Source organism: Roseofilum reptotaenium CS-1145 (genome assembly GCF_028330985.1).
Lineage (GTDB): Bacteria > Cyanobacteriota > Cyanobacteriia > Cyanobacteriales > Desertifilaceae > Roseofilum > Roseofilum reptotaenium.
In genome coordinates this window covers 34990-47568 of record NZ_JAQMUE010000024.1, presented here as the reverse complement: position 1 = coordinate 47568, position 12579 = coordinate 34990, and the positions used below count along the sequence as shown (strand labels likewise).

Below are 12579 nucleotides of genomic sequence, written 5' to 3'. Positions count from 1 at the left end.
GCGTAAGACTTCCGTCAAGGGAGCAGCAACCGTTGAAGCGTCAACTCATCTGGAATTCAAGCAGTTATCGTTATTTGATACTGCTTGAATAGACAGGGAATCCCCGTCCAGAGCGAAGCGGCGGGCGGGGAGGATGTCAAAGGGGTCTTACTTCCTGACCCCCGTTCCTCCCAGGTTCCTGCTTTTCGCTTGAGAGCCTCTACTATAGAATCACTGGAACAACCACCAGAAAAACAGGCAAACTTTCCATCCATGGGGTTGACGTGAAAATCATTCTTACCGCAATTGGGGCAATGGTAGAAGTTCTTCCTCTTTGTAGGCTCTAGAAGGTCTAGATGCTCTAGAATGTCAAATCTCTCAAACCGTTGCCCACTCTGCTTTCCAGTGCTACAATTAGAACGATTACCAGCTTTTTGAGCAGCAGGGGATTGAGATTTTGTCCGCATTTCAGCCATAATTTAATTGTTTATTTTTTCTTGTTGGCTAGGGTTCGCTCTAGCCATTGTTTTTTCTAAAGATAAGCGCCTATCTTGCCGAGTATCCTACCCTAATTTCCCTCCAACAGCTCCAAAGCTTTTTTAATTTCCGCCTTAATTTTACCCCCTGCATTCGCCTTTAACAAAAGGGAGTCTTTGAGGATTGCGATCGCAGCGTCATAGTCACGATCGCCGATTGCTTTATCCTCACCTCTTGGGGGTAAATAGGTTGCTGACCCACTACCCCCATTTCCTGCTCTCTCGTCATCAATCTGGTGGGCGATCGCCAGGATTTCTTCCGCAAGGGACACAGGAATCCTTACGGCTTTAGTCTTCGGGTCACTCTTCCACTTGGGCGGGGTTTTGATAAAACCTGATGTGTTGCGTTTCCAAGTCATGATTCATATCTTTATTCTCTACTATTGCAGTGTACACTGCAATAGTATCCTAGTCAATCTGTTAGGGGTGACATATTACATTGATTGTAAACGAGCAGGAATGAATCCTATTATTCCGGTGCACAGAGCTGTTTATTCCTCCCATGGGATGGTAGGGTAATTTGTTGGGCTTTCTCTCAATGGACTATTCCCTCACTATCAGGTGATAGGGGCGAGAAAAAGGATTGACCCTGTCAGAGAATCGAGAGCTGCCCTATTTTTAACAGTTGTTACGCTGTGAGATTGAACCCTATTTCACAGCGTAAAGTTTCCAGAGATCTCACTATCACTGCATCCTATTTTTATTCTTATTAGTTGAACTACTCCCCACTCCCTTGACTTGGAGATTGGTAATACATACAATCAGTATCACTATTATTTGACGTGACACTGGTTATGCATAAAGGAAAGGTGGGACTATACTCCCAATCGGCGCGGAAGGAAGATATCAATCGGAGCCGGACAACCCTGACTATCTCAGAAGACACCAAGAGGCTACTATCCAAGATTGGCAATGGCTCTATGTCCGATGGCGTTTACTTTTCGGCAGCAATTATTGCCGAGCTACTCATCAGGAAAGTCATCAGGATTGACTTTGATAAAGGGGGGATTGTCTACCGGATTGGGGAGGATGAACTGGTTTCTTCTCCCCGATCAGGAGTAGATGAGGCAAGGCGATCCCACAGGGCTGAGATAGATAAGTTAGTCCCGAACCCAAAACCACAGAGGAACCCATACGCTGGTCGGGTAATGGACAAAGAACAGTTAATGGCAACCGGTCACTTTACCCATGCTCAAGTAAGGGCAATCCTACCGGGTCATAGATGGACAGGCTTGGTTACTGGTGGCGACGATGCGATACGCCAGAAAAGACGGGAGTTTACCGTAGGGGATTAATCAACGCTAGAGGAAGCCTGAAGGCAACCTACATTGGGCTAGAGAGTAAGGATGATGATTGGGAAAAATACAGCCATGGGATGGGAGAGATTTAGGAAGGATGCCTCTTTTCGACAGGCATCCTATTTTGTCTCATGCCCTCTTCTGGCAGTAGGCTGTATTTGTGCCGAATATGTGTTTAATCCCCGATTTGTAGCCGGTGGCTTGTGAGTCAAAGCCTATCAGTGTAAGGGTTTAAGTGCTGAAGCCGATGATGAGATTTGAACTCACGACCTACCGATTACGAATCGGTTGCTCTACCACTGAGCTACATCGGCAATGACCATCCTTTAGTATAGCATAGACTTAGATTTTAGACTAGAATCTACAGGGAATACGCAAAAGAAAAGATTCAAACTCAACGTTGAATGACAGAACGTGCTTTTTGGTTAGCCTGGTCACAATTGCCGAAGGTAGGGCCAGTTTTGCTACAAAGAATTGAGAATCAGTTTGGCAGTTTGGCAGCCGCGTGGCAAGCAGATGCGATCGCCCTCAGTTCTATAGAAGGAGTTGGAATCAAAACCGCACAATCCTGGGTAGCTCATCGTAAACAGCTCGATCCGATCGCCCTTTTAGAACAGCATTTACAAACGAATCCTCAATTTTGGACTCCTAGCGATGCCCTTTATCCACGCTTACTATTAGAAATCCCCAGTCCTCCACCGGTACTCTATTATCGAGGCATAGTGGAACCCGAAGAAAATCAAGGAATCAGACCAGCCGTAGCCATTGTGGGCACTCGTGAAGTGACCGACTATGGTAGGCGATGGACCTATCGCCTCAGTAAGCAATTAGTCCAACGGGGATTTACAATTGTTTCTGGCATGGCTCAAGGGGTGGATACTCAAGCCCATCGGGGATGTTTAGACGCAGGAGGGCGTACCATCGCTGTTTTGGGAACTGGAGTTGATATTATCTATCCTCCGGGCAATCAATCCCTTTACAACCAGATCCTCGAACAAGGATTAGCGATCAGTGAATATCCCGCAGGAGTCCAACCCAACCGGGCCCATTTTCCCCAACGGAATCGTATTGTGGCGGGATTGAGTCGAGCCGTATTAGTCACTGAAGCACCGACTCACTCAGGAGCATTGATTACGGCCAGATTAGCCAATGAATTTGGCCGGGATGTCTATGTCTTGCCTGGCCGAATTGATGATGAGAACTCTAAAGGATGTCTGGGTTTAATCAGTAAAGGGGCACAGGTGCTGATTAATGAAGGGTATGTATTAGAGCTGTTGTCCCAAATTCCAGAACTCGATCCGGTGATTCCAAGAGAGAACGTACCCACTCAACAGTTATCCTTATTCCCCACATCTCCTAAACCTGCACCTGCTCCTGTTCCCTCGTTACCTCCTTTGCAACAGAAGGTATTAGACGGCGTAAAGATGGAAGCGACTTCCCTGGATGCGATCGTACAGCAAACGGGATTAAGTGCAGCAGAAGTTTCCTCGACCTTAATCGAATTAGAGCTACTGGGATTAGTGTCCCAATTACCTGGAATGAGATACCAGCGTTAAAACTGTCCTATCTCAAGGCAGAATTGAGAAAATTATCCAGATCGCCATCCGATCTGCTTGAAAGTTAAGCTAGACAACCCATTGCTAGGAACTGCTGGCCGATGGTATTCGTCAGTCCCCCTTGAGCCAAAACCTATACTGTCAGTTTTGCCGGAACCTTGGGGGATAGATCTTCTTATAGTTGGGGAAATCCCTAGAACACGTCTCTCAGTTTTATCTTATGAACACGCGATCTATTCTCACTCTTCTTTTAAGTCTTTCCTCAACGGTCTTTATCTCTTCTGTGCAACCGGCTTATGCCAACCCTGTGAAAGAGACAGAAATTAACGCCCAATCCTATGCACTCATGGAAAAAGCGACAATTTGGAAACAACTACCCACACCAGACCAAACTATTACCGCTTTAGACATTAGTCCGACAGGAAATTTTGCAGTGGGGGGGAGTCAAGAGGCGATCGTTCATTTATGGGATTTAAGAGCGCAACAAGTAGTTCGTGACCTGCACAGTCATACCGCTAAAGTTACCTCAGTGGTATTTAGTCCTAATGGGCGAACTTTTGTTAGTGGTAGTACTGATAAAACGATCAAAATTTGGAATTTAGCTATGTTAAGACTAAACATGACTATCTATACAGATCATGAAATTCATTCCTTAGCTGTAAGTCCCCATGGACAAACCTTTGCCAGTGGTAATGAGGATGGTACTGTAGAAGTTTGGAATTTAAATACGGGTAAAAAAAGACGAGAATTTAGTACACCAATACAGTCAAAAGTTGAAGTCTCTTATAGTGATGATGGTAACTTTTTAGTGACTCGTTATCCCGATCGCGATATCGTCCATTTTTGGAATCCGCTGACTGGAGAGTTGTTAGGCTCCAATCTTGCCGAAGATCCGTTGCCTGTAGACCAATGGTCAGAGATAGCTTGTAGTGGTTTATCGGAATCGCTAGGAGATAACTCTAATAGTGATGGATTTTGGTCAGAGCTTTGTGGCGAGATCGCTTCTACTGCTCAAGGAAACTTGTGGGCTAATATTGACTCTAATTCTATTGTTTTGTGGCGTTTGCCAAATCCTCTCAAATTCACGGCTAACCAAGATTCAAATCCCGATTTACTTGGTTCCGAAGAGGCGATCGCCAGCATCCCCTAGACCGGGTAAAATATAGCCATGCTCGTCTAAGCACTCATCAATGGCAGTCGTATAAATTGGGATATCTGGATGTTCTTCTTGAACATGCTCTAACCCTTCGGGAGCGGCTAATAGACAGACAAACTTAATTGATGTTGGGTTCAGTTCTTTTAACCGACTAATGGCAGCAACAGCAGTATTACCGGTGGCTAACATGGGATCGACAATGAACATATCTCGCTCTTCGACATCATGGGGAACCTTGAGATAATACTCAATGGGAATCAAGGTTCTCGGATCTCGGTATAAGCCAATATGTCCCACCCGCGCAGAAGGAATGAGTTCCAACATGCCATCTAAAATGCCTTGTCCAGCTCGCATAATGGAAATCACTACCATTTTCTTTTCTGGCGCTAAAACGGGTGCTTCCATTACCCCTAAAGGAGTCTTAATCTCTTCTAATTTTAAGGGTAAATCTCTCGTCACTTCATAGGCGAGTAACAAGCTAATTTCTTTGAGCAAAGAGCGAAATTTGGCTGTACTGGTTTCCTCGCGACGCATGAGGGTTAGTTTATGGGCAATGAGAGGATGGTTGATAACGGTAACGTTGGACATTAGAGATAGTGCTTCGTGCTGGTAATGGGTAATTAGGGAATAGGAATGGATAAACTGTAGAGTTGACAGTGAATTATTGATAATTATAAGCTGTAGCCATTGAGCTATGCCCGATCTATGGTTACCGTTCAAGTTCTGACTTTAGCAGAATTTCTACAACGCTCTAATTTAGAAGCGTCCCCCGCGTGGGAATTTTTCCAGGGAGAAGCCCACTTAAAACCGATGCCAACCGTTGACCATAGCATTTTACAGAAACGATTGACTGGGGCAATTGATCAAGCAGGAAGTGCCTATGAAGCCTTTCCAGAGTTACGCTGCACTCTAACGGAGCAGTCTGTTGTTCCCGATATTACCATTATTCGCGGCGATCGCATCCCAGTGCAAAATACAGCGGTTTCTGGCGCTCCTGACTGGATGATTGAAATTCTTTCTCGCGACCAAAGTACCACAGCTTTAATTAGCAAAATTCAGCTCTGTTTGCAAGCTGGAACTCAACTGGGATGGTTACTCAACAGAACAAGTGATTATGGTATTTTGGCCAGATAAGCGGATGATTCTCTATCGCGGTGAGGATGTGCTTCCAGTTTTAGAGGGTATTGAGTTGCAGTTAACCGTCAATCAGGTTTTTAGCTGGTTATTGAGATAACCACAGAGACACAAAGGAACACGGAGAAGAACTAGAATACTGTGCCATCGCTGTCAATGCGTAGGGGAGGAACTCCATCAGGGCGGAGTTGGGCGGCAATTTTGCGTCCTGCTGTCCAACTTCCGCCTTGTAGGAGTTTGACGAGGGGGAAGTCATCGGCAGTTAAGCCTAATTTTTCGCGGATGATTTCTGCGAGTTGATCGAGTAAAATTACAGTGAGGGAACGCCATTCGATAATCAGTTCTGAATCGACTTTATGGGAAATTGTTAACCAGGCACTATCTTTTATTTCTAATACGCCTAAGTCTAAGAAAAGTCCGCCATTGCGATATTCGGGTAGCCCGGTAAGTTGATTTAAATCAGTGATGGTTAAACCCAGTTCTTGCAAGGGTTCGAGCAGAGAGTAAGTTAACCATTGGGAGAGTTTGTGAAAGGGGATGAATTGGGAGCCTATTCCGGTATTGGGGAGGGCAGAATGTTGCCAAACATCGCCTAGGTTAACGCCATCGAGGATTAATCGTCCGGGCCAAATTTCCCCTAGACTCTCTAGAATAGTCTGGAAAATTGTGACAACGGATAACTGATTATTTTGAGTTTGTCCTAGCCAACTGTGGATTAGATCGCTGGGACGGGGGGGAGAATTGGGAAAAACTTGGGGGTAGTTGGAGAGAACTTGACCGAGTTTTTGCAGGAGTTGCACCCTTCCGGAGATGCCGACTAAGGGATTTTCGGGAGTAGTTTGAAAAGCGGTTTCTAGGGTGGTTTCAGTCAAATTTTGCAGGGCGAGACTATCGACTTGATAGGGACGATCTGGACTGCTGGAAAATAGACCTTCGGAAAAGGAGTGAAAACTGGCAAGGGCTAATCCTTCAGAACGGCTGTAAGTGTTGTTTGTATTGGGTTCTTGATAGTGCCATTGTGCGCCTGCACCGGCATCTAGGAGGACGCTGATGATGGCTAAATCGAGTTTAGATTTAGCTTGTTCTAGATCGGAATAGGCAGATAGTGAGCGTTGCAGTTGTTCTAAACGGGAGTTGTCCCCAACTTCAAAGTGTCGCCACCGGGAATGAAAGGGAACGTTGAGATCGGGATATTCAGCACGAATGACTTCAATGACGTAATCCGCAATATCGGGTAGTTTGGATAAGTGGCAGCGAAAGCCCGATAGTTGGTCAGATTGGGCTAAATCGAATAGGATTGAAGCGCGATCGCGAATCGTTTGTGGTAATCTTAACTCTCTGATAACTTCCTGCATCTATCTTCCTCCTTGAAATGACGATAAAGTTTGGCTCTTAGCCTTCTCCATAAACTGACGAGCCAGTTTTATTTTCGACCGGTTCGCTTCTGTTGAATTTTCTCCTGAATATAATCAGCAACAGTCATGGGCAATGTCAATTTTTGCTGGCTTTGTTTAATTGTTATTTCCCAAGCACTCGCGACACCGATCGACTTCTGATGTTGACGATCTTCCATCCAGTTACGGACGCGATCGCTTAAATTGGCATTTCCGGTAAAAAAAACCAGTTTCTCGATCTCTAGTTTAGAGACTTGCGATTGTCGTTGATTTGGCCAACTTTATATAACCTCAAGACGCACCTAAACTGGCTAATACTTCCCGCAAGATATCGGGCGGAACTTGGTCAGTAATCTTTGCTTCCGTGTGTTCTGTGGGTAAAATAAACCGAACGCGACCCGATTTTACCTTTTTATCGGTTTGCAAGCTATCTAAAATGCTCTCAATGCTCACTTGTGAGGGAATGCGTGTGGGTAAGCCAGTTTTTTCAATTAACGCTAACTGACGCTGATCCCAATCTTGTCCCCAGAATCCCATCTTCAGAGCTATTTTACTGACGGCTACCATCCCGATCGCCACTGCTTCGCCGTGAATCACCTGCTCATAACCCGTTAAACTCTCGATCGCATGACCAATCGTATGTCCATAATTGAGAATTGCCCGTAACCCGGCTTCCTTCTCATCCTCACTCACTACCTGCGCCTTGGCTTCACAGGAACGAGTTAAAATTAAGTTCAATAACTCTGGTTCAATCTCCTCAAACCGATCCAGCCGTTTTGACCGTTCAAGTCGCTCAAATAGCTCTAAATCCCAAATCACTCCATACTTAATGACTTCCGCCATTCCTGCCCGAAATTCTCGCTCTGGTAGAGTTTTTAGCACTTGGGGGTCAATCCAAACAAGACGCGGTTGATAAAATGCCCCAATCAGATTTTTGCCCAAGGGATGATTGACTCCCGTTTTACCGCCAATGGAAGCATCCACCATGGCGAGTAGAGAGGTGGGGACTTGCACAAAGTTGACTCCCCTGAGCCATGTGGCAGCGGCAAACCCAGTCATATCACCAATTACACCACCACCAAGGGCGACGAGGGTAGAGGAGCGCTCTAGGCGGTTTTCCAGGGCACAATCATAGATAGTTTGAATGGAGTCCAGGGTTTTGTATTGTTCTCCTGCGGGGATCAGATGGGAGTAGACGGTAAAACCAGCATCGGTTAAGGAAGCGATCGCCTGTTCTGCGTAGTAATCTGCGATCGTAGGATTAGACACCACCAGCACCTTTTTCCCCAAACCTTTTATGTCCGAAGGAAACTGAGCCATACGAGAGCCAAGTTCGTCAAGAGAGCCTGGGGCGATCGCAATCTCATAAGACAATGCCCCCAACTCCACCCGCACCGTAGACCCTGAAACCAATCCATCTATCATCGCTTTGTGGTTCAACTCTTTGTCAATCAGTTGTATTCTAGTTTACGGAATGTTGGGATTAATCTCAAGACTGAATCACTGAGTTAACAAAAGGAGAAAAAACATGAGCATTGGTGGAGCCATTACCTACTTTGCCTTCCTCGGAGGCATGATTGGTGTAGCCCTGACCCTATGGTTTGGACTACGGGCGATTAAGTTAATCTAAAATTACCCACCCTGTGCCCTGAGCACAGTCGAAGGGCACAGGGATGGGTAAGTGGGGGGACATGAAGACGCTCTTCTATTACCTATTCCCTATTACCTAATTCCCTAGAGAGGGTACAGATGAATTCTCAAGTGACGCTGAATACTCTATCCTTATACGACCAGGATTATCATCTTTGGCTAGAGCAAACGTTAATTCAGTTGCGTTCCCATAACTTTGAAGGAGTCGATCTAGACCATTTAATTGAGGAGTTAGAAAGTTTGGGGAAACGGGAGAAACGAGGCATTTCTAGCTATTTAATGCGACTGTGCGAACATCTGCTCAAGATCCAGTATTGGGAAGCAGAGCGAGAACGATGCTTTCGAGGCTGGAATACAGAAATCACCAATTTTCGGATTGAAATTGCAGAAGAATTGGAAAGTAGTCCGAGTCTGAATGTGTTTTTAGAGGAAATTTTTGTTAAGCAGTATCAAAATGGGAGAAAATTATTTCTCAAAGCCAGCGAGTTAGATGAAGGACTAATTCCCTATTCCCCTAAGTTCACCTTAGAACAGGCTTTAGATGAAAACTGGCTACCAAATAATGAATAATTTAATTGGGGGACACGACGCGCAGACATGGAGACGCGGCGATCTCCAATTCCCTATTCCCTAATTCCCTGTTAGTATGAAGACTCAACGGTTAAAAACTCTGTTAATTGGGAAATTTTCCCTGTTCCGTCTGCTGCGATCGGCGATCGCCATTTATACCATTCTCTGCATCTACATTTTCGCGATCGCAGACAGTAGAATTTTTCTTCCTCCAGATACTACCTATCAAACCTTACCCCAGACCGTTACCCTCACCTCCGAACCGGGTATCAACATTACTGGTCAATATCTCCCCAACCCCAGCGCCACCTATACTCTCCTCTATAGCCATGGCAATGCCGAAGATCTGGGGATGATTCAACCGGTTCTCGAACACTTGAATCAACTGGGATTTAACATCTTTGCCTACGACTATCGAGGCTATGGAACCAGCGAAGGAAAACCCACAGAACGAGGTGCCTATCAAGATATTCGCGCGGCCTATACTTATCTAACCGAAACTCTGAAGATTCCCCCCAGTCAAATTGTTCTCTATGGTCGTTCCGTCGGTGGTGGCCCCTCTATCGATTTAGCCACCGAGATGCCCATTGCCACCTTAGTCACTGAAAATACGTTTATTTCTGTCTTGCGGGTTGTAACTTGGATACCCCTATTTCCGTTCGACAAATTTAATAATATTGGCAAAATAAATAAAATCAGCGCTCCCGTGTTAATTTTCCATGCAACTTTGGATCGGGTGATTACATTGAGCCATGGTCAGAAACTCTACCAAGTTGCCAATGGGCCGAAAATGTTGGTTCCTATTGAGGGGTTAGGGCATAATGATTGGATGGGAAGAGTCGATCTCTATAACCAAAATCTACAAGAAGTGAGCAGAGGACAGGCGATTCCCATATAGCGTCTAGGCAAGAGGCAACAGCTACAGGTTTCAGATACGCGAGTATGGGCAAGATTGAACCGGGAATGAAAACTAGCCTCCCTTTGTGGCAGCGATGCCGCTCACTGGTGTGTGAGCAGATTTGGCCTAAGCTCTCAACAGTTTGGAAAGATTCCCAAAATTCCTGGCTTGATTGGGTTACGGTAAGAAATTCGGTGGTCATTGTCACGTTAACCACTACAGTCTTAGTGGTGGCGTTGAGAAAAGTGGGCTGGACTGAATCACCGGAATTGTTAATCTATGACCAGTTTACCCAGTGGAGGGCGATCGCCGAAACTGACGATCGACTCTTAATTGTCGGTGTTACAGAAGAGGATATTCAGGCCCAACAGAGGTATCCCCTATCCGATAAAACCATCGATCAGCTTTTACAGAACTTAGAGGCCCATGAGCCAAGGATTATTGGTTTAGATATCTATCGAGATATTCCCCAAAATCCTGGCCGCGAGCAATTGATGGCCTATTTACAAGGGGAAAATAATCGTACCGTCACCGTTTGTCAACTGAGCAAAGGGGACGATGATATTGGGGTTCCTCCCCCTCCCGGAGTAGCGAATAAAAACCTCGGATTTGCCGATGTGGTGATTGACAACGATGGGGTGATTCGTCGCAGTTTGTTATGGGGTAGACCCTTACCTTCTTCTAGATGTCAGATCAAACAAGCCTTTTCGCTGCAACTAACGCGCCATTATTTAACCGATGAAAATATTGAAGTAAAACCCTCTGAAGGGACTTTGATGTTAGGTTCAGTGCCTTTAACCCGCCTACAAGCTAATACGGGGGGTTATCAGGGAGTGGATGCTCAGGGTTATCAAATTTTATTGAAATATCATTCTCCCGATCGCGTGGCTCGCAAAGTAACATTAACAGATGTTTTGCAAGATCGGGTCGATCCGAGTTGGATACGCGATCGCATTATTCTGATTGGTGTCACTGCTCCTAGCTTAAATGATTACTTTTATACGCCCTACAGCCGAGGACAAGAAAGCAATCATCAAATGCCAGGGGTAGAAATTCATGCCCAAATGATTAGCCAACTTCTCAATGCGGCTTTAGAGGGTCAACCATTGATGAGTACCTGGTCGGATCGGGTGGAAATCCTCTGGATTCTAGGGTGGGCAGGAGTGGGTGCTGTGTTAAGTTGGAAGATCAATCATCCGTTGCGTTTATCGGGAAGCTTGGCGATCGCCCTCTTGGGTTTAGCTGGAAGTAGCTGGTGGTTCTTTCAATCTTCCCTTTGGGTTCCCCTATTTTCCCCCATATTGGGATTGTTGATCAGCAGCAGTGGAGTCTTCGGCTATCGGTCTTATCAAACCGAAAAACTGCAACAACACATGGCTGCACGGGTAAAACAACAAGAGAAAGACTTGAAGCTTTTGCAAACCTTTTTAGAGGAACAGACCCAACGACAAGATGCCACTCAATTAGAAAGCTCAGAAGAGACGAAAACTTGGACAGCAACCGAGGGGTATGAGGAGGATGAATGTACCCAAATTGCTCCGGACAATACAGAAGAATGGACTCAACCGATGAGTCTGTTAGGAGGACGTTATCATATCACGAAAGTATTAGGAGCGGGAGGATTTGGGCAAACCTATTTGGCCCAGGATATTCAGCGTCCTCGACATCCCATTTGTGTGATTAAGCATCTACGACCGTTGCAGACGGAGGGGAATTTCTTTCAGGTTGCCCAACGGTTGTTTAATACGGAAGCAGAAATCTTAGAGATTGTAGGGCAACACGATCAAATTCCTCAATTGTTTGCCTATTTTGAAGAACATCAAGAGTTTTATTTAGTTGAAGAGTATATTGAAGGTAGTTCTTTAAGTGAGGAATTGGGAGAAAATCATTGCTTAGAGGTGGATCGAGTGGTGGCGCTAATCTTGGATATTTTGCAAGTGTTGTCGTTTGTCCATCAATATCAAGTCATCCATCGAGATATTAAACCCAGTAATATTATTCGTCGCCAGAGCGATCGCCGCCTCTGTTTAATTGATTTTGGCGCAGTTAAGCAGTTTGCTCCCCATTTAGATGAAGAGACAGAACGGTTTACAGTGGCGATCGGCACCAAAGGCTATGCTGCTCCAGAACAATTGATGGGACAGCCGAGACTCTGTAGTGATGTTTACTCTGTAGGCATGATTGCCATCCATGCTTTAACTGGCATTCATCCCCAGAAGTTACGCCAAGATTGGAGCAGTGGTAGCGCTATTTGGCATCATTTGGTTGAGGAAACAGTAAGTGTGGAACTGATGGATATTTTAGACCAGATGGTAGCCTATCATTTCCGCGATCGCTATCCTTCTGCTGCTGAGGCGATCGATGCCTTGAAAAAATTAGGTTGAATATATAGCGCTTCTCTTTTCTAT

Annotated in this window: 13 protein-coding genes and 1 tRNA gene; 8 read left to right on the top strand and 6 right to left on the bottom strand. The window is 45.4% G+C overall.

The window, feature by feature from the left end:
- Positions 1-547: 547 nt before the first annotated feature.
- A complete protein-coding gene (locus tag PN466_RS03265; RefSeq protein ID WP_271936928.1) occupies positions 548-874 on the bottom strand; it encodes a hypothetical protein in 327 nt (108 codons plus the stop codon).
- Positions 875-1309: 435 nt separating this feature from the next.
- On the opposite strand from PN466_RS03265, the gene PN466_RS03260 reads away from it, so the two are divergent.
- Entirely contained in the window at positions 1310-1810 is a 501-nt protein-coding gene (locus tag PN466_RS03260; protein ID WP_271936927.1) for a hypothetical protein, read from the top strand.
- 245 nt (positions 1811-2055) lie between these two features.
- Here PN466_RS03260 and PN466_RS03255 read toward each other — a convergent pair.
- Positions 2056-2127, bottom strand: a tRNA-Thr gene (locus PN466_RS03255).
- Between the two features lie 90 nt (positions 2128-2217).
- On the opposite strand from PN466_RS03255, the gene dprA reads away from it, so the two are divergent.
- Together dprA and PN466_RS03245 are read left to right on the top strand one after the other, a co-directional pair.
- Entirely contained in the window at positions 2218-3369 is a 1152-nt protein-coding gene (dprA, locus tag PN466_RS03250; protein WP_271936925.1) for a DNA-processing protein DprA, read from the top strand.
- Between the two features lie 220 nt (positions 3370-3589).
- The gene (locus PN466_RS03245) at positions 3590-4519 is read left to right on the top strand and encodes a WD40 repeat domain-containing protein (protein ID WP_271936923.1); all 930 of its coding nucleotides are present in this window, start codon (positions 3590-3592) and stop codon (positions 4517-4519) included.
- Here PN466_RS03245 and upp read toward each other — a convergent pair.
- Positions 4481-5113 carry a uracil phosphoribosyltransferase gene (gene upp / locus PN466_RS03240; protein WP_271936922.1) on the bottom strand — a complete coding sequence of 211 codons (633 nt, stop codon included), beginning with the start codon at positions 5111-5113 and terminating at the stop codon, positions 4481-4483. The two genes, PN466_RS03245 and upp, sit on opposite strands and share 39 nt — an antisense overlap.
- 117 nt (positions 5114-5230) lie before the next feature.
- Between upp and PN466_RS03235 the strand changes: the two genes are divergently transcribed.
- A complete protein-coding gene (locus PN466_RS03235) occupies positions 5231-5659 on the top strand; it encodes a Uma2 family endonuclease (protein WP_271936921.1) in 429 nt (142 codons plus the stop codon).
- A 131-nt stretch (positions 5660-5790) separates the two neighbouring features.
- Here PN466_RS03235 and PN466_RS03230 read toward each other — a convergent pair whose 3' ends face one another.
- From PN466_RS03230 to aroB, 3 genes are all read right to left on the bottom strand, one after another.
- Positions 5791-7014, bottom strand: coding sequence for a URC4/urg3 family protein (locus PN466_RS03230; protein ID WP_271936920.1), 1224 nt, complete (start codon positions 7012-7014; stop codon positions 5791-5793).
- A gap of 68 nt (positions 7015-7082) precedes the next feature.
- Complete coding sequence (locus PN466_RS03225) at positions 7083-7232, bottom strand: hypothetical protein (protein ID WP_271936919.1); 150 nt, start codon at positions 7230-7232, stop codon at positions 7083-7085.
- A gap of 112 nt (positions 7233-7344) precedes the next feature.
- Positions 7345-8466: a 3-dehydroquinate synthase gene (gene aroB, locus PN466_RS03220; protein ID WP_271936918.1), complete on the bottom strand. Its 1122-nt coding sequence runs from the start codon at positions 8464-8466 to the stop codon at positions 7345-7347.
- A 115-nt stretch (positions 8467-8581) separates the two neighbouring features.
- Here aroB and petL point away from each other — a divergent pair, with 115 nt between their 5' ends.
- From petL to PN466_RS03200, 4 genes are all read left to right on the top strand, one after another.
- Entirely contained in the window at positions 8582-8683 is a 102-nt protein-coding gene (petL, locus tag PN466_RS03215; RefSeq protein WP_271936917.1) for a cytochrome b6-f complex subunit PetL, read from the top strand.
- A gap of 119 nt (positions 8684-8802) precedes the next feature.
- A complete protein-coding gene (locus PN466_RS03210; protein WP_271936916.1) occupies positions 8803-9273 on the top strand; it encodes a DUF29 domain-containing protein in 471 nt (156 codons plus the stop codon).
- Between the two features lie 76 nt (positions 9274-9349).
- Positions 9350-10171 carry an alpha/beta hydrolase gene (locus PN466_RS03205; RefSeq protein WP_271936915.1) on the top strand — a complete coding sequence of 274 codons (822 nt, stop codon included), beginning with the start codon at positions 9350-9352 and terminating at the stop codon, positions 10169-10171.
- Between the two features lie 65 nt (positions 10172-10236).
- The gene (locus PN466_RS03200; RefSeq protein WP_271936914.1) at positions 10237-12555 is read left to right on the top strand and encodes a CHASE2 domain-containing serine/threonine-protein kinase; all 2319 of its coding nucleotides are present in this window, start codon (positions 10237-10239) and stop codon (positions 12553-12555) included.
- Positions 12556-12579: the final 24 nt, after the last annotated feature.